A 26,382-nucleotide genomic window follows, 5' to 3' on the forward strand; every position below is an offset into this window, starting at 1 on the left:
AAAGAGATCGATCAACCTGCGGTCAATAACTGTATCATATTAGCGATGAAACTTTATGATTTTTCTTTTGAAGAAGCCATTGGCGATATTTTAGGCAGTGAAGTCAAGGTGTTGTCTGAAGCTGATTATCAAGTGAAGGAGAATGAACCGTTAAACTATCAACGAGACATTAAAGAACAGTCCAATTTTTCAGAAGTGTTTTCTTATTTGACCAAAGAACGAGAAATCGACCCAACGATTGTGACCTTATTTAATCAAGCCAATCTAATTGGTGAAGATCGCTATCAAAATATTATTTTCAAATTTTTTGATCGAACCCAAATCATGAATCCTACAGTGGTGGGCGTGGAATTAAGAGGAACACGTTATTTACCAGAAGAAAAACGGTTGATTAAGGATCGTCCTTATTTTCTTTTCCAACACCCAGGGAATCAAAAAGATGCGATGTTTTTTGCTAGTTTAAACTCGAAAATTCCTACTGGAGAACTAAAAGTATTTGAAGCACCGATTGAAGTGATGAGTTATCTTTCTTTATATAAAGAAAATTATTTTGGTGCGAAAAAAGTATTAGTAAATACTGATTTTTGTGCCATGTCAGGTTTGAAGCACCAAGTCGTAGAATCCTATTTTAGAAAAGTATTAGAATCCAATCGGAAGATGGCAGAAGGGAAGAAAACGATCGTCCCACGTATTTCATTGTGTGTGAATAATGATGAAGCAGGACGAGACTTTGTCGATCGTTTTAAGAAGTATTTGGCACAAAAGGGATATTCAGAAACATTTATCAATTATAATGTTCGTCAAGAATTGCCGGTATCACAATTGGGGAAGTCTGAATCCTTTGACTACAATGATTTATTAAAAGAAACCAATCATTTGAAAACTATCGATCGATCCATGATGGTTCAAGAAGACAACTTGATGGAACGATTTATATTGGCTAAAGAAGATAACGTGGTGGAACGATCCATAGTAACTGAAGAAGATAACATAGTAGAACAGTCTATGATAGCCAAAGAAGATAATGTGATGGAACAGGCGTAGAGGTATCTGAATGAAATGGAAACTAATAGTGTTTGGTTCAGGTCTTCTTTTATTGCTTTTTCCTTTTTTTATTATGCTAAATATGATGATACAAATGATTGGTTCAGTAGGAGCAACAGAGGAAACAAGTTCTTACTCAGAAGGAATGTTTACAGGAGAGTATACGGAAGATTTACCTATTTTTGAAGAAATCAAAGGAAGAGGGCCTATTACAGATGAACATGCGAGATATGCGGTAGGAGCGGCAGTTAAATACAAACTATTACCTTCAGTCATTCTTTCACAATTCGGATGGGAAAGTGCTTATGGACAATCTTATTCTGGAAAAAATGACCACAATTATTTTGGGATAACCTGGTATTCAGGTTGTCCTTACCCTAAAGGAAGTGCAAGAGGTGTCGGAGGAAGTGAAGGGGGAAACTACATGAAGTTTCCTAATGCAAAGGCATGTTATGCATATTATGGGTATATGGTGGCTACTCAATCCAATTTCAATGCGTGTGTGGGAAATAAAGACCCTGGACAATGCCTTTTAATTCTAGGTAGAGGTGGGTATGCAGCGGCAGGAATTACCGAAGGAAGCGCATATTATCAAGGAGCTATGGGAATTATTAAATCCTATAATCTAACTGAATACGATGAATTTGCGATCAAAAAATGGGGAAGTATTGGTTCAACTTCTAGTGGCGGAAGTACTGGTAGTTTAGGTGGTGGATGGTACAATCCGTTTCCTGGATCAAGTTTAGATCGAAGTTCATTTTTGGGAGGACAACTTTTTGGAAAAAATCCTGGAGGAGAATTTCGCGTGAATGGTTTCCATAATGGCTTAGATTTTGGATCGGTTGATCACCCTGGAAATGAGATACATGCGGTTCATGCAGGAACTGTCGTATTTGCTGGTAATCCAAGTATTGCAGCATTGGGTTCATGTGTCATTGTGATAAAGGATGGTGATTTAAGTATGGTGTATCAGGAATTTGGTTCTTCTCCTTCAAATGCACGTGTGAAAGTGGGAGATAAAGTCAAAGCAGGACAAGTAATAGGAATAAGAGATACGGCACATTTACACTTAGGATTTACTAAGAGCGATTGGTATGCTGCACAAGCTTCAGCATTTAAAAATGATGGTGTTTGGTTAGATCCATTACCTTATTTACAAAAAAGTAGAAAGTAGGAGAAAAGATTGAAAAAAGTTATATTATTCAGTTTACTAGCGGTTCTTTTTCTTTCGGGCTGTCATAAAAAAGAGGAAACGAAAGTAACAGAAACAAATACCAGTCATTCAACTATGGTTTTGGAAGATAAAATGACTGAAACAAGTAAAGAGCCCGAAAATCCACGTCCGATGTTATTAGCATTTGGCAATAAATTTCTAAACTTTAATTCATTAAAAGAACGGAATCAATCAGTTAAAGAATATATGACAGAAAAATGCCAAGAAGAGAATGGCATTAATGTGGATTTAGATGCTAAATTTCGTAGTGTAGGAAAAATTATCAAAGTGTTTCAAGACACAGATAGCGAAAAACAATATGCATTATTGGGTGAAGAAGATAGTCGTGGCGTGAAAAACGAAGTCCTATTTGTTGTTCAACTGATTGAAGAAGATGGTCAATATAAAATTGACAATTTCCGCTATGAACAACTTCATGTACATTAAATTCTTAATTTAAACAATTTCTATGTTCATTTATTTTCTATAACCAAAACATTGACGAACGTTAAAGCGTACGCTATAATCAGGGATGAATAAACATAAAAGGATGTGAACATAATGGAAGTCACTACACCGACAAATGCTCGTAATAATATTTATGGGTTGATTAGGCACGTTGTTTCTGATAATCAACCTGTAGAAATTATCAATACAAAAAATGAGAATGAGAGTGTCGTTATGATCAGTAAATCTGATTGGAATGCGATTCAAGAAACATTATTTTTACAAAATACAGGGGTTCTTGATCAAATTAAACGTCACGAAAATGAAGGCACAGAAGAGCTAGGTGAAATTGATTGGGATTCACTATAGAGATTAAGAAAAATGCCAAAAAGGATTTACCAAAATTGAAAGCAGCAGGATTGCATAAAAAATTTGATGAACTGATTCAAGTGATTCGAGAAAATCCTTTTCAAACTCCACCACCATATGAAAAATTAGTTGGTGTTCCATATTATTCAAGAAGAATTAATATACAGCACCGATTAGTTTATAGCGTAGATATAAAAGAAAATGTGGTAGTTATCCTTTCTGTATGGTCACATTATGAACGTGGATTAAATTAGAAAAAATATACTAGCACCATGTAACTCCCAAAGAAAGTTAGAGGTGAGAAAATGACTTATAATTTTTACGATGAATATTCTATCGCGCGTAATCAATGCACTTGAACAAATGGCCAAGGAAGAAAAGCGCCAAGAACAATTCATTGAAAAAGAAAAAGTACAGGAACACGATTTAGAGTTATAAAAAATTGAATAGAAAAGGGTACGCCTTTTCTAAGGAGGGGCGTATCCGCTCCTCCTTCTTTTATCTTTATGGGAGGAGAAAACATGTACAATCAAAAACAAGAAAACTTAAAACAATTATTTAAAGAAACGTTTCAACAAGTTACAACTGATTCTGAATCTTTCATTCAGTTTCTTAATCAAATAAAGTTGCTCCATAAGTATGATTTATCTAGTCAACTCTTTATACATGGTCAGAAGCCACAGGCAACACATATTGCAGATTTTGATACATGGAACTCTTTAGGTAGATATGTAAAAAAAGGGGAAAAGGCTATTACGGTACTTCAACGCGAACAAAATCATATGACTGTAAGCCATTTTTTTGATGTATCTCAGACTGTTGGAAAAGAGATCAAATTTCCTGATTACACATTTAACGATGAAAAATGGGCGCTCTTTTTTTCTCAAGAGATTCAAGATCAAATTGATGAACAAATTGATTTGAATGCTGATCCAATTATTCGTCGGTTATCTATAGATTTAGGAGTATCTTTAGCCAAAAGTAAAAGTTTAGGAGTTGAAATTCCTAAAATAAAGAATATTGAGTTAACTCAGTTACAAAATTTTTCTCTGTTTGTTGAAATTCTAACGAATGTAAACACAATCAATCAATTTCTAAGCAAAGAAATTTTAGTTTATAAAAAAGAAAGGGAGAGAGAAGATGAACTTAGATTACTACGAGAACGAGACAGGACAATTGATTCCGAAAATCGAGTATCCACACAACGAACCACTAGGCAGATTTGGAAAAATAGCCGTCGAAAAGCTTCAGGAAGAAAATCCAGTGGAATATCAGATCAAGTTGATGGAAGGCGAACTAATGAAGTGGGGACACGAGATCAACAAAAAAGTGTGGAACAGAGTAAGCGAATTGACGGAAGCATTGGAAGAAGCCAATCCACTGACACCAGCTCAACAAGCGAATTTCGAGGAAGCGTCGAAGATACGAATGCAATTTCGGGAACAAGCAATCGAAATCGCAATGAGCGAGATTCTATAGATGGAAAATCCAATTCAGATATAAAAGACTTTGAAGAAAAACAATCTTCGGAGTCTTTTTTTGTTGAAAAAAATCCTGATTACGAAGAAATTACTCCAGATTTTACAAAGGAAGAACTAAACAACGTATTGAGACGTGGATCAGGCGTTGAAGGTGGAAAAATACGTATTTACCATTTATATCAACGAACTCTCTCCAAAAAGGAAAGAGCTTCTTTTTTAAAAGAAGAATATGGTTGGTCAGGTTCTACTCTAGATATTCAGGGTTCTTCTTTTTCGATGATGGATTGTCGTCCAGGCAAGGGAATTACGGTAATTAAGAAAATCAATAATGAAGACTATGAACGTGTAATGAAATGGTCAGAGGTTGAGGAACGTATCGGTTTGTTAATTCGTCAAAATGAGTATCTAACTGAAGAAGAACTTAAACTTGTGCAATCAAAGAAAGAAGAATCAGTTAAAGAAGCGTTAAGTCAAATGGATACTGAAGCAGAGGAATTAACGCTATTTGATTTAGAAGAGATAGAAACAGAGGAAAAACCTGTTGTAACTGAAGGATATGGAACTGAAGTCGCATTTATTCCGAAAATAGAAGCTAAAAAAGAGATAATCAATCATGGTGAAACAATATTTGAACAAATTTATCGGAATAAAACAAATGGTTTTTCTTTTGAAAATATAGATGTTACTCAATTTTATCCAAGTAAAGCAAGAGAAAAAATCAAAGCTAATCTTGAAGCGATTCGGTTATCGAAAGAAATTAGTCAGACACCTGGGCGAATAACTACTGACAAAGAACGAAAAATTCTTGCTAAATATGTTGGTTGGGGTGGTTTGGCTGCGATTTTTGATGAACGTGATGATCAATATTTAAGTGAACGAAACCAATTAAAAGTGTTGTTATCTGCAGAAGATTACCGAGCAGCTAGAGAAAGCGTATTGACTGCTTATTATACTGATCCACGTATTATCCAAGCAATCTACAAAAAAATTGAAGCCATGGGCTTTAAAGGGGGTACAATTTTAGATCCTTCGACAGGAACAGGGAATTTCTTTTCTGCTATGCCAAAAACAATAAGAGAAAATTCTACGCTTTATGGAGTGGAATTAGATCCAATCACTGGCAACGATACGAAATCAATCCAAAAGAAACGATGTATGCACGTACGAAACAAGAAGAGCTACAAGAAACCTTTAAAAGTTGGGTGATGAATCATAGTGAGGTATTGGAAGAATTACATGCAATCTATGAAGAACGGTTCAATCGAATTGTGCCGAGGACTTATGATGGCAGCCAACTAGAATTTCCTGGTCTGAATCAAAAAATCACCTTACGTCCTGCACAACAAAATGTGGTTGCTCGTATCTTACATGAAGGAAGAGCGTTAATGGCACATTCTGTAGGTGCAGGAAAAACACTTTCCATGATTACAGCAGGAATGATGATGAAAGAACATGGACTAATCAAGAAACCATTGTACGTTGTGCCTAATCATTTAGTGGGAGATTTTGGTACAGAATTATTGCGCTTTTATCCTGCCAAAAAAGTATTGATTACCACAAAAAAAGATTTTGAGAAAAGTAAACGCAAAGAGTTTGTTTCTCGAATTGCCGTAGGAGAATACGATGCAGTCATTATCGGTCATAGTCAATTTGAAAAAATCACGCTTTCTCCAGAGCGACAAAAGAAAATGTTACAAGAAGAAATTGATCGAGTTTCTGAAGCAGTGGCGGAATATCAAATGAATAATGAAGAAGAATCTTGGTCAATCAAACAGATGATTTCTTTTGAAAAACGATTAAACGAAAAACTTGAGAAATTAAATAAACAAGATAAGAAAGACCATATGATCTATTTTGAAGATTTAGGCGTAGACTTTTTATTTGTCGACGAGGCGCATGTTTATAAGAACCTTTATTCTTATACGAAACTATCCAATGTGGCAGGTGTGAACGCTTCTAATAGTTTACGTGCCAGTGATATGGAAATGAAGGTTAAATATCTGTTAGAAGAAAATAATCAACGAGGGGTTGTTTTTGCGACAGGGACACCGATTTCCAACTCAATGTCTGAAATGTTTACGATGCAGAAATATCTTCAGCCAGATGTATTAGAAGCATATGGTGTCAGTCATTTCGACGCATGGGCGTCAACTTTTGGCGAGATTATTTCTTCTTTAGAGATTACTCCTGAAGGTAGTGGTTATCAAATGAAAAATCGCTTTGCCAAATTCCATAACTTGCCTGAACTGATGAACATGTTCAACTTGGTTGCGGATATTCAAACGCCTGATATGTTGAAACTTCCTGTGCCTGAAGTAAAAACAGGAAAAGCTCAAATCGTTGTTACTGAGCCAATTCCATATCAAAAAGATAAAGTCGAAGAATTAGGGAATCGGGCAATGGCGATACGAGAAAGAAAAGTGACTCCAGACGTCGATAATATGTTGAAGATCACGAATGAAGCCAAACTTATGGCTTTAGATCCACGTTTGCTTGAAGATTATGATCCAGAAAAATATGATTCTGAAGATTTGAAGAAAACGAAACTGGCTACTTGTGCCAATAAAGTATTTGCGATCTGGAAGGAAACGAAAAACACGCATTCTACACAAATGATTTTCTCTGACTCTGGTACTCCAACTCCTAAAAAATTTAATGTTTACGATGAAATGAAACGGTTGTTGGTGGATAAAGGAATCCCTGAAGAAGAAATTGTATTTATCCATGATGCGAAAAATGACAAGCAACGAGAAGAGATGTTTGAGAAAATGAGAAAAGGCTCGATTCGCATTATGTTGGGAAGCACAAGTAAGGTTGGGACAGGAACGAATGTCCAAAACAAATTAATTGCGGCACACCACATTGATTGTCCTTGGCGTCCTTCAGATGTAGGACGGATTTTGCGGACATTCAAAATAAAAAAGAATGTGGAGGTAACAGACAATGGCAAAGACAATTTTTGAGGAAATGGGCGGCAAATACGAAAGGCAAGGCGATTATTTAATACCGTGCTTAACTGTACCCGCCGAAGAAGAACAGCCGATAGGCATCTGGGGACAGCGGCATTTGGATTATCTGAAGCATCACTGCAAAGTTACATACACCAATCTTCTTACAAGCGGCAGACTTAACGCTTACCTTGCCGACATTGACAGACAGGCACAGGAACGCTTTGAAAGGCTCATAGAGGGTATGAAACAGGCACAGGGCATAACGGAACAGCTAAAGGCAGAAAACGCCTTAGAATGGACAGGATGCCTCAATAACATAAGGGCTTGTGCGAGGGAGATTGTGGAAAAGGAAATTATTTTTGCATAAACAGATGATTAGTGGCAGGGGGAAATCCTGCCGCTTTTTCTGCTTTAGTTTGTCAGCTTGACAAATAAAGGGTTAAGGAATATAATTAGATTCAGTATTATACAAGGAGTTAATAAATATGCGGCAAGGTATTCTTAAATAAACTGTCAATTTGATAGTGGGAACAAAAAGTAGCAGTCCCGTTTCACTTTTAATATGGGGCTTAGTTTTTTGTACCCAGTTTAAGAATACTTTTATCATGTAATTTTATATGCCCGAAAACATATAAGTGTTTTGGGGCTATTGGAGTTATTTACCCAGTGATAGGAGTATTTATCACTGGGTATTTTTATGCCCTTTTTTGGGTGTTGATAGGAGGAAAATCACATGAAAATAATTAACTTAGGCATTCTGGCTCACGTTGACGCAGGAAAGACAACATTAACGGAGAGTTTATTGTATACCAGTGGTGCAATTGCAGAACCAGGGAGCGTAGATAAAGGCACAACAAGGACAGATACAATGAATTTGGAGCGTCAAAGGGGAATCACTATCCAGACAGCAGTGACATCTTTTCAGTGGGAGGATGTAAAAGTCAACATTATAGATACGCCAGGCCATATGGATTTTTTGGCGGAAGTATACCGTTCTTTATCCGTATTAGACGGAGCAGTATTATTAGTTTCTGCAAAGGATGGCATACAGGCACAGACCCGTATACTGTTTCATGCACTACAGACAATGAAGATTCCGACAATTTTTTTCATCAATAAAATTGACCAAGAGGGGATTGATTTGCCAATGGTATATCAAGAAATGAAAGCAAAGCTTTCTTCGGAAATTATAGTGAAGCAAAAGGTTGGGCAGCATCCCCATATAAATGTAACGGACAATGACGATATGGAACAGTGGGATGCGGTAATTATGGGAAACGATGAACTATTAGAGAAATATATGTCAGGGAAACCGTTTAAAATGTCAGAACTGGAACAGGAAGAAAACAGGAGATTCCAAAACGGAACGTTATTTCCCGTTTATCACGGAAGTGCTAAAAACAATCTGGGGATTCGGCAGCTTATAGAAGTGATTGCCAGTAAGTTTTATTCATCAACGCCTGAAGGTCAATCTGAACTATGCGGGCAGGTTTTTAAGATTGAATATTCAGAGAAAAGGCGGCGTTTTGTTTATGTGCGTATATATAGCGGAACATTGCATTTGAGGGATGTTATTAAAATATCTGAAAAAGAGAAAATAAAAATCACAGAGATGTGTGTTCCGACAAACGGTGAATTATATTCATCCGATACAGCCTGCTCTGGTGATATTGTAATTTTACCAAATGATGTTTTGCAGCTAAACAGTATTTTGGGGAACGAAATGCTGTTGCCGCAGAGAAAATTTATTGAAAATCCTCTCCCTATGCTCCAAACAACGATTGCAGTAAAGAAATCTGAACAGCGGGAAATATTGCTTGGGGCACTTACAGAAATTTCAGATGGCGACCCTCTTTTAAAATATTATGTGGATACTACAACGCATGAGATTATACTTTCTTTTTTGGGGAATGTGCAGATGGAAGTCATTTGTGCCATCCTTGAGGAAAAATACCATGTGGAGGCAGAAATAAAAGAGCCTACTGTTATATATATGGAAAGACCGCTTAGAAAAGCAGAATATACCATCCACATAGAAGTCCCGCCAAATCCTTTCTGGGCTTCTGTCGGGTTGTCCATAGAGCCGCTCCCTATTGGAAGCGGAGTGCAGTATGAAAGCAGAGTTTCACTTGGATATTTAAACCAATCGTTCCAAAATGCGGTTATGGAGGGGGTTCTTTATGGCTGCGAGCAGGGGCTGTATGGATGGAAAGTGACAGACTGTAAAATCTGTTTTGAATATGGATTGTATTATAGTCCTGTAAGTACCCCCGCAGACTTTCGGCTGCTTTCCCCTATCGTATTGGAGCAGGCTTTAAAAAAAGCAGGGACAGAACTATTAGAGCCATATCTCCACTTTGAAATTTATGCACCGCAGGAATATCTCTCACGGGCGTATCATGATGCCCCAAGGTATTGTGCAGATATTGTAAGTACTCAGGTAAAGAATGACGAGGTCATTCTGAAAGGAGAAATCCCTGCCAGATGTATTCAAGAATACAGGAACGATTTAACTTATTTCACAAATGGGCAGGGAGTCTGCTTGACAGAGTTAAAAGGATACCAGCCAGCTATTGGTAAATTTATTTGCCAACCCCGCCGCCCGAATAGCCGTATAGATAAGGTTCGGCATATGTTCCACAAGTTAGCTTAACAGCTTGCAAAAGTCATATAAAATGAGATTTGAAAGGATTAGAGACTAATTATGATGAAATGCGAATGGATATTGTGTCCTGTTTGTGGGAGCAAAACCCGTAATAAAATTAGGAAGGACACTGTTTTGGAGAATTATCCCCTTTATTGTCCAAAATGCAGACAAGAAAGCTTGATTAAAGTTGACAACTTGAAGATAACTGTCATCAAAGAGCCAGACGCTTAAGACGCAGAGCCGATGAAATTGTGGAACAATTCACGAATCATCGGCTCTTTTTGTTTCGTATTTGAAAGAACAAACTCACCAAATAAAAAAAACGATATTCGGGTGGGTTATTTTGTTATACCCTAAATTACCCTCTGAATTTGTTTTTAAATTTGGAGGGATTTTTTTATGTTCTTTTTTCGGGCGGTTATTCATCTGCTCATACGAAGTAAAATTTATCAATACATAGCATATCAGAGAATGGCAGGAAACCAGTTAAAAAAATTTCTGCCAGTGCAGCGGTACTTCTCACCTTGAAAGTGGAAGTACAATCTCCATACAACAGAATTTGTATTTCCCATAACCGTGAAGGTCACAGAGCCTTTGCGGTTTTTCTTTTGTCGTTTTTTGTTGGAAAGTGCCGCAGGGCTGTTTCTGGTGTGCGTTGCCGCTCCCCGCCTCTCCATCTGGATTTTTACATTTCAAAAATTCAGATTGGAGGTATTAGCGGTGAAATACGCACCAAGAAAAGTATATATCAAAGAAAGCGGCGGCTATGTGGAACTGTCCTATACGGATTTCTGCCGCCGCAGGCAAGCCGACAAGGGATATATGGACAAGCTGTTTATCCCCGTCCAAGGTTGTCTGCTTGAAGTCGTAAGGGAGCAATATGCGGACTTCTACCGTGACAGGGAGCGGTGGCGTTACCTGCAAAAATTAGATGCGAGGAACAGCCTGCTATCTCTGGACGGATTTACGGACAGCGAGGGGAATCCTCTGGACTTTATCGCTGATGAAGCGGCGGACATTGCGGAAACCGTTGTCAATGCTGTTATGGTGGACAGGCTGAAAGCCGCCCTGCCTTTGTTGTCGGATAGTGAGCAGGAGTTGATACAGGCAATCTTTTTTGACGGACTTTCCGAGCGTGAAGTCGGGGCGAGGTTAGGCATAACCCAGAGCGTTGTGAACAAACGCAAAGCCAGAATCCTAAGAAAACTAAGAAAGATAATAGAAAATTAAAATTTAAGGCGTTCAGCCCCCTTGTTTTTTCCTTTGGGAAAATGAGGGGGCTTTTCTCTGCCCTCTCAATCAATTCTGATTGGAGGAAGAAAGAATGGCATACAACCACGGACGGGAGGACAGGAAATGGCGTATCTGGAAAGAAGCGGAGGAAAAGCTGCTGCGTGAGTGCGGCGTTGATGAAGTGACCATTGAGCAGATACGCATAGCGGACAGGGCAGACTTCAATTCCAACAGGCGGTTTTACCGATGGACGAATGACGTTGCGGAATACCTTGAGGACATGGCAGACAGGGAGCGGCAAGCGGAGGTGAATACAGTTGCGGAGTTACTGGACGAGATTGAGAGCGAAAATCTCTATCAAGTATTAGTCACGGTGGACGGGCGTACCTTGAAAATCGTCCTGCTGAAAATGCAGGGGTATTCCACAAAGGAGATTGCCCCACTTGTGCATTTGACGACTGGTGCCATCTATGCGAGGTTAGACCATCTGCGGAAGAAGCTTCGGAAAATTTTGTAAGCGTCTAATACATCCCATTATTCTGCGGGCTACTGGGTGGGGAGTGGAATCTCCCCGCTTATTTTTGGCAGGAGGAAAACGGGATGGCATATAAAGCTAAGGCGTACACGCTTCGGGAGGAATCCACGGAAAGCGGTATAAGGTATTTTATCAGTTTTAAGGACGGGCAGGGGGAACACCACGAACTGGAAGTATCCGAGCAGTTATTCTTTGAATTTCGGCAGATGGAACGCAGGAACAGGAATCTTCTCCAATGGGACGAGCGGCACAGGGAGTTTTCGGAAGTATGGGACGAAACGCTGAACAGGCGGGCGTTAAAGCTGCCTAAGAGCATTGAGGAACAAATGATTGAAGCAGAACGGGCGGAACTGCTCTGTAAGGCGGTTGACAGACTGCCAGAGATACAAAGGCGACGTTTCCTGCTCTACTACGAGTATGAGTTCAATTTTTACCAAATCGCCGCTATGGAGCATTGCACCGCTTCTGCAATACAGAAATCCGTTGCTGTTGCAAAGAAGAAAGTAAAAGCGGAAATGAGGAAATATCTCCAACCATGACCGACACCGCCCGAAAAAGAAATCTGTTTTTTATTTGTGTGGGATTGGCGGTATTACATACTCTCACTTTTTTCGTGGGAGTAAATCTATTTTTAAGGAGGTCAACGCCTATGTGCAACAAAAACAAGATAACTGCCCGAAAGGAGGAAACCCATGCAGAAGTTACAGACAGTCAACGCCGAAACGCTCCTTTATGAGCCGCTTGAGAAGCCGTCCTTTGTGGTGGACAGCCTTATCCCCACAGGCTTGTCGCTGTTCTGCGGCTCACAGAAGATAGGCAAGAGCTGGCTCATGCTGAAGCTGTGCTTATGCGTGTCGCAGGGAATCCCCTTATGGGACATGACGACAATGGAGGGCGATGTGCTTTACCTCTGCCTTGAGGACACGTTCTGCCGCATACAGGACAGGCTGTTCCGTTTGACGGACGAAGCGAGCGGGCGGCTTCATTTTGCCGTGGCAAGCTGCAAGCTGTCAGACGGTCTTATCGTGCAGCTTGAGGATTATCTGAAAGACTATCCAGACAGCAGGCTCATTGTCATTGATACCTTGCAGAAAGTCCGTACAGCTTCAAAAGACAACGCCTATGCAAGCGACTATGGGGACATCTCCCTAATCAAAGATTTTGCCGACAGGCACTCTCTGGCGGTCATTGTCGTACACCACATCCGAAAGCAGAATGACAGCGATGTGTTCAACAAGGTGTCTGGGACGACAGGCTTAACGGGGAGTGCGGACGCTACCTTTGTTCTGGAAAAGGAGAAACGGGCATCTGACACCGCCAAGCTGTATGTAACGGGCAGGGACACGCCCTATCAGGAATACACGCTCCGTTTCCGTGATTGCAGTTGGGAACTTGTGGAGAGGAAAACGCAGGAGCAGCTTGCGAAAGAAACGATACCAGATGTCCTTTTTCGGTTGGTGGATTTTATGAGGGATAAGGAAGAATGGGCAGGCACGGCAACGGAGCTGTTAGCCGCTATGGGGGAAACGGAAACCATACCCACGGTGATTACGAAATGGCTGAATGAATATCACACCACATTTTTAAGCGAGAACCGTATCTGCTACCAGTACAGCCGCAGGAAAGACGGCAGGCAGATTGCCCTTGCAAGGAGGGCGGGTGACAGCGGTGACGGCGGTGACAGCGATATTGGGATACCCCCTGTTACTGTCATTGACGCTTAAAGCCATGTAAAGTTGGCGGCTCTGCCCTGCGGGTGACAGCGGTGACGGCAGTGACAGTGATTTTAGGATACCCTGCCGCTGTCATCCCTACGGGAGAACACCCCGCAAACGCAAAATGCAGGCGTGGGATTCACCCGCCCTTTTCGGGCGTGTAAAATCACCCCTGCGGTCAGAAAAATCTCTCCGATTTTTCCGACTGCGTTTACAGGGTGTAACACACTACACTTTGCCCTGCAAAGAGCCGTGTGCCAGACGTTCCCTCTGGACTCCCTTATGGCAGGTCTTACGCCCTGCTATCCTACGCCTTGCGGCTTCGGATAAAAGAACGGCGGCATGACGGTTACAGCTCTTGCGAGGGAGTATCCCAAAAACACCGTCACCATCGTCATGACCGTCATGCAGGGGATAAGGGTGACAGTTACGGCAATCGGCAGGGGGCATCCCAAAACTGCCGTCACCACCGTCACCGCTGTCACCCAAAGGGCAGTTACCCGCCGAAGAAAGGAAGATGATGGATTATGCCCTATGCAATCCTGCGTTTCCAGAAACGCAAAGCGGGCGGCGTTGCGGCTTGCGAACGCCACAACGAGCGGAAGAAAGAAGCCTACAAAAGCAACCCAGATATCGACATGGAACGCTCTAAAAATAACTATCATCTTGTCGCACCGCCAAAGTACACCTATAAGAAAGAGATTAACCGAAAGGTAGCCGAAGCAGGGTGCAGGACAAGGAAAGACAGCGTGATGATGGTGGAAACGCTCATCACGGCTTCACCAGAATTTATGAACCAGTTACCGCCCGAAGAACAGAAAGCGTATTTTACGATGGCTCTGGATTTCATTTCGGAGCGTGTCGGGGAGCAGAATATCCTCTCCGCAGTCGTCCACATGGACGAGAGAACGCCCCATATGCACCTCTGCTTTGTGCCGATTACACCAGACAATAAGCTGTCCGCCAAAACAATTTTAGGCAATCAAAAGAGCCTGTCGGAGTGGCAGACCGCCTACCATGAGCGGATGTCCTCACGTTGGAATCAGCTTGAGAGAGGTCAATCTTCGATGGAAACCAAGCGGAAACACGTCCCCACATGGCTCTATAAGTTGGGCGGCAGGCTTGATAAGCAGTATGGGGAAATCGTGTCTGCCCTGTCCGACATCAACGCCTTTAACGCAGGGAAAAAGCGTGACAAGGCTCTGGAACTGGTTGCCGCATGGCTGCCCGAAGTGGAGAAATTCTCTAAGGAAATCGGCAGACAGCAGGCGTATATCGACAGCTTAAAGGAGCAAATCGGGCAGGAAGCCGACTATGCAGGGCGTATGCGTGATGAAAAGTACGAGCAGGAATTAAAGGTGCAGAAAGCCAACCAGAGGATATTTGAATTGCAGAGAACCAACGAGCAGATGGGGCGGCTGCTCTCAAAGATACCGCCAGAAGTGTTGGAAGAATTACAGAGAACAGGCAGAAACAAATCAAGAGAAAGGTAAAAAGTGAATGAAGAAACAGGATTTTAAGGTGTTAAAGACCAAAGATTTATACCCGTTTCCCGACAATCCGTTTCATGTTGTGGAGGATGAAACGCTGTCAGAGTTAGCGGAAAGCATCAAGGAATTTGGCATTGTCACGCCGATAATCACACGCCCGAAAGAGGACGGGAACGGTTATGAAGTGATTGCGGGGCAGCGGCGTGTCCGTGCGTCCGAACTTGCAGGTATAAATACCGTGCCTGCATTTGTCCTGCCCTTAGACCGTGACCGAGCCATCATCACCCTTGTAGACAGTAATTTACAGCGTGAAAATATCCTGCCATCGGAGCGGGCGTTTGCCTACAGGATGAAATCCGAAGCCATGAAGCGGCAGGGTTTCCGCACAGACTTAACCTCGTCACAAGTTGTGACGAAGTTGCGGACGGACGACAAAGTGGCACAGGGCTTCGGCGTGGGCAGGATGACCGTCCAGCGTTTTATCCGCCTGACGGAACTGATACCGCCGATTTTGCAGATGGTGGACGAGGGGAAAATCGCCCTCACACCTGCGGTGGAACTGTCCTTTTTGAAGAAAGACGAGCAGGAAAATCTCTTTGCCACGATGGAGAGCGAAGAAGCAACGCCCTCACTCTCACAGGCACAGCGGATGAAAAGCATGAGCCAGAGCGGGCAGCTTGACATGGATATGATATTTTCCATTATGACGGAGGAAAAGGGAAACCAGAAAGAAACCTTGAAAATCAACACAAGCAAACTGAAAAAATACTTTCCGAAGGACACAACGCCGAAGCAGATGGAGGAAACCATCATCCGACTTCTGGAACGTGAGTTGCAGAGAAAACGGAGCAGGGACAGCCGCTAACCTTCTTTTTTCGGGAAGTAAATGCAGGAATTTGGAACAGAAGAAAGACAGAATTTTAAGGAGAATGAGGTAAGGAATGAAAGAAATCCAGTATGAGATTGTAAAGGAAATCGCCGTATTGTCTGCGAGTGACAGCGGCTACACAAAGGAAATCAATCTTATTTCATGGAACGGGAGAGAGCCGAAATATGACATCCGCAGCTTTTCCCCGAACCGTGAGAAGTGCGGAAAGGGTATCACGTTGAACGCTGATGAAGCAGCGGCACTCCTTGAAGCATTACAGAAAGAAGTAAACAGCGGGGATTGATGGTATCTGATTGACAGGGCGGGGCGTTTCCAGACGTTCTCCTGCCCTGTCTGGAAAGGAAGATTTAAGTATGGGCGAGGATAGGAAAACAACTGGAAGAAGAAAGCGTATTGTGCCAAAAGGGCAAGTACAAATGATTATCAGTCGAGAATATATCGGCACACAGACCGTTGCAGAAGCGTTTGTCCCGATTATCTCCGAGGATATTCGGAAGAAGATTGCCGAGGGCGACACCTTCGACAATGAGGGGCTGTCCGCTTAGAATGTACGCAATGGAACATGAAAACGTTAGGACAGATATGGAGGTTTTACAGTATGGCAGGAATAAGAACGGAGAACAAGATTTATGAAGTCGGCATTTACTGCCGCTTATCAAAGGACGATGGCACGGATAACGAGAGTGCGAGCATTGCGACACAAAAATCCATCCTCACGGATTATGTGAAAAGGCAGGGATGGCATTTAGCAAAAACGTATGTTGACGATGGCTACTCTGGAACAAATTTCCAAAGACCAAGTTTCCAGAATATGATTAAGGACATTGAAAACGGGCTGATAAACTGCGTGATTACAAAAGATTTATCCCGTCTGGGGAGGAACTATCTTGATTGTGGGTTATATCTGGAAGTCTTTTTCCCAGAGCATAACGTGAGGTATATAGCGGTCAATGACGGCGTGGACACCTTAAACAAATCCGCTATGGACATCACGCCTTTCCGCAACATCCTAAACGAAATGTATTCTGCCGATGTGTCAGTCAAGATAAAATCGGCGTACCGTGCGAGGTTTCAGCAGGGGAAATTCATGGGAACAACAGCCCCTTATGGCTATGTCAAAGACCCTGCCGACCACAACCATCTGCTGATAGATGACAAAGTTGCCCATGTGGTAAGGGAGATATTCGACCTTGCGTTAGCGGGCAACGGCATCGCCAAAATCCGCAAGCACATCAACAAACAGCATATCCTACGCCCTGCCGCTTATGCGGTGGAGCAAGGGGCAACAGGCTATGAGCGGTACTTTGAGGATAACGAGGAAAACCGTTATATTTGGAGCGAGAACAGCGTGAGGGGCATTTTAAGAAGCCCGATATATGCGGGCAACCTTGCAGGCTACAAGCGGATTGCAGCCAACATGAAAAGCAAGAAACGCCCCTCTAAGCTGCCCGAAGAATGGGAAGTGATACCAGACACCCATGAGGGGATAGTCACGCAGGAGGAATTTGACACCGTACAGCAGCTTATGACGAGCCGCAGGCGGGAGCAGAACGCAGGGGGATTTGAGAATATCTTTTCGGGCGTTATCAAGTGTGCGGACTGCGGCTATGCGATGCGGGCGGCGAGTGCCAACAGGAGGAAACGCCCCGACATCATCGACTGCGTACAATACACCTGCAATAATTATGGCAGATATGGCAATGTTATGTGTACCGCACACAGCATTGAAGCGAGGGACTTATTCAATGCCGTCCTTGCCGACATCAACCGCTTTGCGGATATGGCGGTCAATGATGAAAAGGCGGTCAGAGCCATAGAAAGGCGGCTCACGGAAACAGACCAGAGCAGGGCGAAATCATTAGAGAAAGAAAAGAAGAAGCTGAACAAACGCCTTGCGGAGCTTGACAGGCTGTTTTCCTCTCTCTATGAGGACAAGGTAATGGAGCGTATCACGGAGCGGAATTTTGAGATGATGTCGGGGAAATACCAGAAAGAGCAGCTTGAAATTGAAGCACGGCTGAAAGAGGTAACGGAAACGCTCAATGACAGCTATGAGAAATCGCAGGGCGTGAGGGACTTTCTATCCCTAATCCGCAACTATCAGGGGCTGAAAGAGTTGGACGCAACCATCATAAACGCACTCATAGACAAGATACTTGTTTCGGAACGTGAGAAACTTGCGGACGGGACAGTAAGGCAGGAAATCAAGATTTACTATAAATTCATCGGCTTTGTCGGTGAATTACATATCACACCCACAAAGCGGTGGACGGCGTTAAAGCCTAAAAATTGTACGGTGTGCGGTGTTGAATACGTCCCCAGCTCTGGAATATCAAAGTATTGTCCCGCTTGTGCTAAGAGGATACAGAGGGAGAAATCAAACGAGAGCAAACGCAGGAGTAGGGAGAGGAACCGAAGGGCATGTATTGAACTGTCCGCAAAAAATGACCGACTGATATCCAACAACGTGATGGAAGAATCATTCGACAAGGCAATGAAAATAAAGAAATTCAAATCTTCCGTTATGTGACCAAAGGAACATTTGATAGCTTTTTGTGGCAGATCCAGGAACAAAAGCAAACGTATATCTCTCAAGTGATGTCTGGTAAAGCTATTTCTCGAAGTGTTGATGAATTGTCTGAAACGGTACTAGATGCCTCAGAAGTTAAGGCATTAGCAACAGGTAATCCATTGATTGCAGAGAAGATGAAACTGGACAATGAGATTAGTCGTTTACGGATGTTACAATCTTCTTTCTTAAATGAACAAGAGAGTCTAAAAAGAAAGGTAGAACAAAACTATCCGAAAAAAATACAAGAAATTAAACAATCAATCACTCAATTGGAAAAAGATATCGAATTGTCAAAACAATATTCCAATAATGAATTTGAAATTCAATTAATGAACATGACTTATGATTCTAGAACGGAAGCTACGCAAAAGCTTGAACAGTTGTGTCAAGCCTATAGTCGTTCTGAAGAATTTATAAAAGTGGGGATTTATCAAGGTTTTAGTATCCACCTAAAACGTAGTGAAATGCAATATGGACAGCTTGAAATGAAATTGCAGTCTGAAGGTGGACGTTATACAACCCTGATTGATCCACAAGCAGGTATTGGAATGGTTCGTCGGATTGAAAATATTGTTCAAAAATTGCCTGAACGGATATTAGAAAAACAAGAACAACTAAAAGAAACGGAAGAAAAGTTAGAAATAGCAAAACAACAACTTGGGCAACCTTTTTCACAAGAACAAGAATTAAAAGAAAAAGTAGCAGAACAAACTAGAATTAACACAGAAATTGAGTGTTCACTAAATAAGAAGAAAGGCTCACAATCAGTGACTGATGAAATAGAAGAAACTGTAGAATATGAAGAAGAACACTATACAGAAGAATACAATATAGAAGAAATAGAAATGTAGGGACTCCTACATTTCTATTATTTTGGAGGTAAATAAAATGACAAAAGAAACTCTTTCAATAAAAGATATTTTAACTAGATTAGAAGCTACAGAAGACGGAATATTGCTCATTCCGGAATCAGATGTAGCAATTGTTGATGAACGAGACCTTGAAGAGTTTGATATTCCTGAAACATTAAAAGATTCCAAGATTATTTGTTTCTGGACTACTGATGAAGTTCGAAATTATTTTAGTATAAAAGATGATAAAATGTTGTGGTTTGATAATGAATTAAGCGCACCTGTAAGTTTTTTTGAAGGAAATGTAAAAGAAGATATTGTATTTGTGATCGATGATAGAACGTTTGACTTAAAAATTTTATCAGACGATATTGTTCAGTATGAAGATCACAATTTTTTTGAGGATAGAGAAATAGAAATGTAGGATTCCTACATTTCTATTTTATTTATATACAGGGAAGGAGAAGAAATATGTTAAACAATCATTCTTGGGAAGAAAAGGGAAAGAAAATCTATTAGGCTGAAACGCTACCTGAAGGGTGGAATTGGCATGTTTTTACAGATTATAAAGCATGTTTAAAAGATCCAGAAGGTAAAACTTATTATGAGATTGATGGAATGATTGACGATTCTTATATTCACTTTACAAGTTATGAGGGATACTTATACGGAGCAGATTCTTTCGTAGAAGCTCAAAGAGAAATTGAAAAACTAGTGAGAGAATTATTACAGAAAGAACAGGAGGAAAAATCAATCATTCTGAGGATAAGAAAATTTGTCCTGCGGAAAAATTACCAGAAGGTTGGAAATGGCATATTTACAACGATGGAAGTGGTCATTTGGAATCACCAGAAGGCAATCATTACTGTGGATTTGAAATGCAAATGCATGGAATTGAATATAAAGATCTTTGTTAATGTAACAAAATACAATGTGAAAGAATCGCAAGATACACCAGTAAATCCAACGAATAAGAATGAAGGAATACCAACTAAAAACAATTTATCCAATAGTAGTAAGTACACAGTACCAACGGCTAGATATAATCAAATAAACAATCCTAAAGAGAAAAAATCTTCTGTGGATGGCAAGCGTACTTATTTACCACAAACAAGTGAGAAAACAAATAAATGGTTAACTTGGATTGGTGGAGGGATTTTTCTAGTAGTTAGTGTTGGGATATTTTCTTTAAAAAAGAATAAGTCATCAACCCAAACGGTTGATGACCGAGATAGATAATAATGGAAGATGTAGATTGAAATTTGTATAAAATCATTATATGAAGAAAAACAGTAATTTTATTCTTATTTTTAATCAAAAAAAGATAAAAAATAAGAATGGTTGAAAAACAAGATTTTTTTGATAAAATAGTATTGATAAACGTCCATACTATAGGCTTTATAGGTACTGTCCGTTAGTGAAGTTTCAGGCAGTACCTATCTTTATTAATTTGGTATATAGATGTTATAATCAAGATGCAGTAAGGTAGCATTTTTTGTCTGTTTCTGAAGCAAATTTAGGGGCTATGTTTACGCATAGCTTTTTTTATTTTATTCGTAGTATATCATTTGGTAATTTGCTAATATATTAAATGAAGAGGAAGTGAATAAGTTGTTAGTAGAAGCTGTTCATGTTCAACCAGCACATGGAAGGATAAATGATTCTGTCTACTTAAAAAATAAGATATTTACTTTTCGTGTAGCTGAAAAATTAGAAAAAAAGATTCTAAAGGGAATGCTTGTGTATTCTAAAGATGGTCAATTGGTTTATGTAAAAAACATAATTACTGGTAGATCCGAAGAAGAAGAAAATAAGTATACTGCGATTATTAGTAAAATTTTTAATGAAGCACCGAGTATTCTCCCTGTAAAAAAAGGAGAAAAGTTACCTAAAATACGATTAATAAACAAAAAGACAATTTTTGAAGGGCTATTTTTAGAATTAAAAGATAAGACCTTACACAAAACCAAGCAAAAGGTTTATTTCAAAGCACCATCAACTGTTCATAAAAAAATTGGCATAGGAGATATTGTGATCTTTTCTGTTAAAGATAAAAAGTATCATGTATTAATTATCCAAGTCTACAAACCAACAGAATTGAATAAAGAAGTATCTTTCATTCAACCGAAATTTAAACCATTTTTTTTGAAAAAAGTTGCGAAAGGCTTTAAAAAAACAGACTATATCACTATACCAAAAAAAGAAAGTATTATAACTTCTGAGAAAAATCAACCAATAAATCGTAAACGTCCATTTACGATAAGAAAAATAAGTAAATAAGATTTTGTACAAAAAAACATAAAGACAAACCTATTAATATAAATAGGTTTGTCGCTTTTTTTTAATATTTGAATTCTTGGTAGATTAACGTAAGAGAGTAATAGTTTTTTGAAATCTGATATTATTAGTATTGATATTCTATAGTTGAGTTTCTTATTCGTATATGATAATATAATTATAGAGATAAAGATATCTCTCAATGATCAGGCATTGTAATAACTCGATACTAGAATTGGACTTTGGGCCAATAGTTGGCGAGCAACAGAAAAACTCGATACTAAAATTGAACTTTGGGTCAATAGTTGGCGAGCAACAGAAAAACCTGATTTTTAATGATCTTTTGAGAGTCAAGCTTAGCTTGACTCTTTTTAATTTATTGTGGGAGTAAAATGATGATTGAAAAAAAACATTTCGAACTAATTAGAAACGCATTTTTTATTTATGATAAAGAATTCAATAATTATGAATTTACTTATACATACAAACATAGATTAACCAAAAAAAATATGCAGATGAAAATTGTATTTACTCCAGGTAATTTCATGCACCTGTGTGGCGTAAAATATGACTATAGTGCTACACAATTTTATAAAGCTATAAAAAGAAAGAAAATTTCATTAAAGAAAATACATGTAAAAGATGATGGATCAACAGGACAAAAACTACAAATTATTCATTTACTGGAATTATTATCTTCGTCAGGTGTTAGGATATGTGATAATGGTTCATTTTATAATTTGAGTTTTGACAAAGCTATTCGTACAAGTAAAATGATAATAGCTTTAACATGTGTTAGGACGGAAAACCAATATGCGCCACAGTCATTATTAGCGTTAAATGGGACAACCAATAAAAACTTATCTAAATCTTTATTAGAATCTCACGAAGTTGTAAAAATCGAGAAAGTAAAAATAGGCACAAATGATATTAGCAAAACTATTTTCGAGAAGACAGATAAAAAGGTCAAAAAATAAAAAAATTTTGACCTTTATTTTTTTACGCATTTTCTTACTTTTTTAGTAGTACATTTAATTTTGTTAACTTAGTGAAAACAAGAAGGTCAATTGAGTATACTCTGTTGGGTGTTGAACTATAATTAGAATATGTGTATTACTTTGAGGTCATCAATATTAGGCATAAGGGGTTATTTTTTAACTGTGAACTTGTAGTATAATATAAGTAAAATATATATTTGGGAGAATACAATGTCAAAGGATAACAAAGATGATGATTTAGTAAAAAATATTAGAAAATATGCGACTACGAAAAGATTGAATTTTTTGTTAGGATCAGGGGTTTCATATCCAGCTATTCCGTTAATGGGAAGTATAGAGGGTAAAAGTGAAGAAGAAAAAAATGGAAAATTATTAGAAAAAGTAAAATTAGTAAGCGATAAATTAGTTACAAATGAATTCTGTAATGATACTGATATATACCATACACTAAGAATGTATAGAGAATTTATTTTAAATATTATTGGTATTTTACATCTATCAAATTCTAGACAAATTCCTCGAACAGCCAATATTTTTACAACAAATTATGATTTGTTTATTGAAAAAGCAACAGATAAAGTTCTAAAAAACTTTAAATTTGTGTTTAATGATGGGGCAAGTGGATATTTCGATAGAAAATTGGAAAGTACTAATTATAATAGGACAGTATCTTATAAGGGGTTAAATGACAACTATACAAATGAGTTACCTTCTCTAACTTTAATAAAACCGCATGGTTCAGTAAATTGGGAAAAAAATGAAGAGTTTCTGTATATTAGAAATCATGTCATAGCAAATCCCTGTGTTGTAAAACCAACTGGAAGAGAAGAAGAAGAAACATTTTTAAGTAATCATTTTCATGAAATGCTGCGTATATTTCAACTTGAATTAGATAAACCACAAACTATATTATTTGTAATAGGTTTTTCTTTTCAAGATAAACACATTGCAAAAATGCTTAAACGTGCGTTGCAGAATCCAGAGTTAATGACGTATATTTTTGCATTTGATGAGGTTGATAAAGATAAAATAACAAGCAACTTATCGCATGAAGTTGGTCAATATAATTTGAATATATTGACCCCTAAAGATTTTTCGGAAAATCATAAGCAAAAAAATGATAAAGGAGAGGAATTTTTCACATTAAAAAATCTAAATTCTATCCTAAATAATGTAACGATAGGAGATAGTAAGTATGACTAGCCCCAGTAAAAAGTTAGGAGTAATTACTGCAGTGGATGGAGATATCGCTCAAGTAGGGATGTATAATATGTCTAATGATTCTGAATTTTTCTGGTATGGAGAGACATTAATAGGTCCAAAAATTGGTGCTTATCTTACGATAAACCAAAATGATAATAAAATTATTGCTACTGTAATCAATGAAAAAATAATTGATCAACAAAACTCAATAAAAAGTGAAGAGTTTGATAACAGATATTCAAAGCAATCAATAAACAGAATTATTTCTTTGAAAACAAAGGGCGTAATCGAAAACGATAAATTTCAAGTAACCAGTCAATATGTTCCCATGATTGGAAATGAAGTCTCACTAACAAATATGGAAGATTTAAAAATTATTTATGGTATTAACAATGCAAAAGATTCTATTAAAATTGGATATTCTATTTTAGAAAAACAACCTATCAGTTTATCAATAAATAAATTTTTTGCTTCTCATATCGGTATATTTGGTAATACAGGAAGTGGTAAATCTAATACACTACACAAATTGTACTTAGAATTGTTTAAATCAGAGTACTATGAAAAAATTGTAGAAAAATCTCAATTTTTTGTGATAGATTTTAATGGTGAGTATATTTCTTCTAAAACAAATGAAAAAACTCAAAAAGGTATATTTGGAGTTCACAAAGATAATAGAACACTTTTTAAAATAAATACTAGAAACGAAGACAAAAGTTCAAAGATTCCAGTAAAAAAAGAGTATCTGTTTGATGCAGATATTTTATCAATATTATTTGATGCTCGTTCTGCAACGCAAGTACCTTTTTTAAGAAGTGCAGTTAGAGAATTTATGAAAAAACAAAACGAACCCTTTTTCGATTTTGGATCATATGTTACAGGAACGCTAAAAAAAATATTAACATCAGGACTTTCGGTGAACCAAGATAGTTTACAAGATTGGTTAGATATAGCAAAAAAGTATTTGAAGAGAGATTTAGAGTTTAAATATTTAGATCAGTTAGTCCAATTTAATAATGGAGACTTTAAGATTAATTCATTAGATATCTGGTTCAGTAAAGGTGTTGAAACCAATATTTCAGATGATATATTGACTCGGTCTGGAATAAATAATATTTCTGTTATGTTAAAGGAGTACTTTGATAATAATAAAGATACTCCTTTACAACAATTGAGGATATTTCTAGATTTTCAAAAAGTACATCGGACAGCATGGGGAAAAATTAATAGAGAGCATTTAAATCCTCTATTTAATAGGATTAATTCTTCTTTAGAAAGTTTAGAAAAAGTAATAGAGATAAAAGAAGATGCTATAGGGTGCTATAAAACATTAAATATTATTTCTCTTGTTCATGCTAATCAAGAAATTACTCGTTTAGTACCAATGTTATTGTCTAAAATGATTTATGATGAACAAAAATCAAAAACTGCAGGAAAGAAAGTTAGTGGAACAAAGCATTTAATAATTGATGAAGCTCACAATATATTAAATTCGGAGTATAAAAATAATGGAGATAGCTGGCAAGACTATAGATTATCAGTATTTGAGGAAATTATAAAAGAAGGAAGAAAATTTGGCTTTTATTTAACATTATCAAGTCAAAGACCAGCTGATATTTCGCCTACGATTCTTTCGCAAACACATAATTATTTAATTCATCGTTTAGTAAATGAAAATGATCTACGCATGCTAGAAAAGACAATGCCAACCCTTGATAAAACATCTTACAATTTTATTCCTAGTTTAGGAAAGGGAGAAGCAATTATAACAGGAAGTGCTTTAAGCATTCCTGTATTAGTGAAAATAGATAAAGAAACAGAGCTTAGACCTAGTAGCGATGATATAAATCTTACGAGCTTATGGAATGATTAAATATCATTAGTATTCAATTTATACTGTATTAAGTATTTAGTTCATTTTTTATTCTATACACAGTTTGTCTCGTAACATTATATTCTTTTGCAATTTTTGAAATAGCAACACCCTTTTTAAGATCTTCAACGATGCTTTTATAAACAAGGCGACGTTGGGGATCTTTTGTGTCTACGCTGTATAACTTAGGACGTCCTTTGTAAACACCATTCGCTTTTGCAATCTTAATTCCTTGTGCTTGGCGTCGTTTAGATTCAGAACGCTCTTGCTCGGCAATCATGGCCAAGATCTGAATAATTAAGTCTTTGATGAACTGACTCAATGATCTCGTCATAATTTCTGCCTAAACGATCGATGGCTTCGACAATAAAAATATCTTGTTCTCGGACAAAATCTAAAGCTTCTTGGAAAATCGGTCGCTGAGTAATTGTTGCTCCAGATTGTTTCTCAATGAAAATTTTTTCTGCGCCATACTTTTTCATTTCTTCAATTTGTCGTTGTTCATTTTGATCAATCGATGACACTCGAATATAAGCAACTTTCAAAATTTTTACCTACTTTCTCAAAGTATTTAAAATACACCCTAATTATACA

Annotated in this window: 24 protein-coding genes and 3 pseudogenes; 26 read left to right on the forward strand and 1 reads right to left on the reverse strand. The window is 38.4% G+C overall.

Translation table 11 applies throughout. The features are described from left to right. The 26 genes and pseudogenes from IGK81_RS13850 to IGK81_RS13975 form a co-directional block, all read left to right on the forward strand. A partial coding sequence (locus IGK81_RS13850; RefSeq protein WP_438758247.1) for a DUF3991 domain-containing protein occupies positions 1-1,044 on the forward strand: 1,044 nt, incomplete at its 5' end. Positions 1,045-1,054: 10 nt separating this feature from the next. Then, positions 1,055-2,218, forward strand: a complete 1,164-nt coding sequence (locus IGK81_RS13855) for a glucosaminidase domain-containing protein (protein ID WP_104761968.1) — start codon at positions 1,055-1,057, stop codon at positions 2,216-2,218. A 9-nt stretch (positions 2,219-2,227) separates the two neighbouring features. Next, positions 2,228-2,704, forward strand: coding sequence for an EF0163 family protein (locus IGK81_RS13860; RefSeq protein WP_104761969.1), 477 nt, complete (start codon positions 2,228-2,230; stop codon positions 2,702-2,704). Positions 2,705-2,818: 114 nt separating this feature from the next. Then, entirely contained in the window at positions 2,819-3,073 is a 255-nt protein-coding gene (locus tag IGK81_RS13865; protein ID WP_104761970.1) for a type II toxin-antitoxin system Phd/YefM family antitoxin, read from the forward strand. Further along, entirely contained in the window at positions 3,058-3,327 is a 270-nt protein-coding gene (locus tag IGK81_RS13870; RefSeq protein WP_104761971.1) for a Txe/YoeB family addiction module toxin, read from the forward strand. The genes IGK81_RS13865 and IGK81_RS13870 overlap by 16 nt, the downstream gene beginning before the upstream one ends. Positions 3,328-3,594: 267 nt before the next feature. Next, entirely contained in the window at positions 3,595-5,760 is a 2,166-nt protein-coding gene (locus IGK81_RS13875) for a hypothetical protein (protein WP_431393534.1), read from the forward strand. Continuing rightward, entirely contained in the window at positions 5,760-7,517 is a 1,758-nt protein-coding gene (locus tag IGK81_RS13880; protein ID WP_438758272.1) for a DEAD/DEAH box helicase family protein, read from the forward strand. The genes IGK81_RS13875 and IGK81_RS13880 overlap by 1 nt, the downstream gene beginning before the upstream one ends. Beyond that, the gene (locus tag IGK81_RS13885; RefSeq protein ID WP_001140406.1) at positions 7,498-7,872 is read left to right on the forward strand and encodes a TnpV protein; all 375 of its coding nucleotides are present in this window, start codon (positions 7,498-7,500) and stop codon (positions 7,870-7,872) included. The genes IGK81_RS13880 and IGK81_RS13885 overlap by 20 nt, the downstream gene beginning before the upstream one ends. 366 nt (positions 7,873-8,238) lie before the next feature. Continuing rightward, positions 8,239-10,158: a tetracycline resistance ribosomal protection protein Tet(O) gene (tet(O), locus tag IGK81_RS13890; protein WP_000691759.1), complete on the forward strand. Its 1,920-nt coding sequence runs from the start codon at positions 8,239-8,241 to the stop codon at positions 10,156-10,158. 51 nt (positions 10,159-10,209) lie between these two features. Then, positions 10,210-10,399 (forward strand): annotated as a pseudogene (locus IGK81_RS13895) (cysteine-rich KTR domain-containing protein). A 473-nt stretch (positions 10,400-10,872) separates the two neighbouring features. Beyond that, a complete protein-coding gene (locus IGK81_RS13900; protein WP_000872511.1) occupies positions 10,873-11,382 on the forward strand; it encodes a sigma-70 family RNA polymerase sigma factor in 510 nt (169 codons plus the stop codon). 94 nt (positions 11,383-11,476) lie between these two features. Continuing rightward, on the forward strand, positions 11,477-11,902 hold the full coding sequence (locus tag IGK81_RS13905) for a sigma-70 family RNA polymerase sigma factor (protein ID WP_000323896.1): 426 nt from the start codon (positions 11,477-11,479) through the stop codon (positions 11,900-11,902). Between the two features lie 83 nt (positions 11,903-11,985). Further along, the gene (locus IGK81_RS13910; protein WP_000323521.1) at positions 11,986-12,459 is read left to right on the forward strand and encodes a sigma factor-like helix-turn-helix DNA-binding protein; all 474 of its coding nucleotides are present in this window, start codon (positions 11,986-11,988) and stop codon (positions 12,457-12,459) included. A gap of 153 nt (positions 12,460-12,612) precedes the next feature. Further along, positions 12,613-13,637 (forward strand): annotated as a pseudogene (locus tag IGK81_RS13915) (AAA family ATPase). 525 nt (positions 13,638-14,162) lie between these two features. Next, positions 14,163-15,128, forward strand: a complete 966-nt coding sequence (mobV, locus tag IGK81_RS13920; RefSeq protein ID WP_001145977.1) for a MobV family relaxase — start codon at positions 14,163-14,165, stop codon at positions 15,126-15,128. A gap of 7 nt (positions 15,129-15,135) precedes the next feature. Continuing rightward, positions 15,136-15,990 (forward strand): ParB/RepB/Spo0J family partition protein, encoded by an 855-nt coding sequence (locus tag IGK81_RS13925; RefSeq protein WP_000743701.1) that lies wholly within the window; start codon positions 15,136-15,138, stop codon positions 15,988-15,990. Positions 15,991-16,066: 76 nt separating this feature from the next. Further along, the gene (locus tag IGK81_RS13930; protein WP_000659121.1) at positions 16,067-16,297 is read left to right on the forward strand and encodes a YdbC family protein; all 231 of its coding nucleotides are present in this window, start codon (positions 16,067-16,069) and stop codon (positions 16,295-16,297) included. Positions 16,298-16,367: 70 nt separating this feature from the next. Continuing rightward, the gene (locus IGK81_RS13935) at positions 16,368-16,559 is read left to right on the forward strand and encodes a hypothetical protein (RefSeq protein ID WP_000503424.1); all 192 of its coding nucleotides are present in this window, start codon (positions 16,368-16,370) and stop codon (positions 16,557-16,559) included. 53 nt (positions 16,560-16,612) lie between these two features. Beyond that, positions 16,613-18,544: a recombinase family protein gene (locus IGK81_RS13940; protein ID WP_104761974.1), complete on the forward strand. Its 1,932-nt coding sequence runs from the start codon at positions 16,613-16,615 to the stop codon at positions 18,542-18,544. 23 nt (positions 18,545-18,567) lie between these two features. Further along, positions 18,568-19,437 carry a hypothetical protein gene (locus tag IGK81_RS13945; protein ID WP_438758255.1) on the forward strand — a complete coding sequence of 290 codons (870 nt, stop codon included), beginning with the start codon at positions 18,568-18,570 and terminating at the stop codon, positions 19,435-19,437. 37 nt (positions 19,438-19,474) lie between these two features. Beyond that, positions 19,475-19,861, forward strand: a complete 387-nt coding sequence (locus IGK81_RS13950) for a hypothetical protein (protein ID WP_010720568.1) — start codon at positions 19,475-19,477, stop codon at positions 19,859-19,861. A gap of 194 nt (positions 19,862-20,055) precedes the next feature. Then, a complete protein-coding gene (locus IGK81_RS13955; protein ID WP_104761976.1) occupies positions 20,056-20,676 on the forward strand; it encodes an LPXTG cell wall anchor domain-containing protein in 621 nt (206 codons plus the stop codon). Between the two features lie 363 nt (positions 20,677-21,039). Further along, a complete protein-coding gene (locus tag IGK81_RS13960) occupies positions 21,040-21,717 on the forward strand; it encodes a hypothetical protein (protein WP_258075875.1) in 678 nt (225 codons plus the stop codon). 392 nt (positions 21,718-22,109) lie between these two features. Beyond that, positions 22,110-22,691, forward strand: a complete 582-nt coding sequence (locus tag IGK81_RS13965; protein ID WP_010720572.1) for a PBECR4 domain-containing protein — start codon at positions 22,110-22,112, stop codon at positions 22,689-22,691. Between the two features lie 231 nt (positions 22,692-22,922). Next, positions 22,923-23,915 (forward strand): SIR2 family protein, encoded by a 993-nt coding sequence (locus tag IGK81_RS13970; protein WP_096710541.1) that lies wholly within the window; start codon positions 22,923-22,925, stop codon positions 23,913-23,915. Continuing rightward, entirely contained in the window at positions 23,908-25,788 is a 1,881-nt protein-coding gene (locus tag IGK81_RS13975; RefSeq protein ID WP_104761978.1) for an ATP-binding protein, read from the forward strand. The genes IGK81_RS13970 and IGK81_RS13975 overlap by 8 nt, the downstream gene beginning before the upstream one ends. A 28-nt stretch (positions 25,789-25,816) precedes the next feature. Here IGK81_RS13975 and IGK81_RS13980 read toward each other — a convergent pair. Next, a pseudogene (locus tag IGK81_RS13980) lies at positions 25,817-26,333 on the reverse strand (recombinase family protein). Positions 26,334-26,382: the final 49 nt, after the last annotated feature.

The organism is Enterococcus sp. DIV0703, from assembly GCF_051711065.1.
GTDB classification, from domain to species: Bacteria; Bacillota; Bacilli; order Lactobacillales; family Enterococcaceae; genus Enterococcus_B; species Enterococcus_B hirae.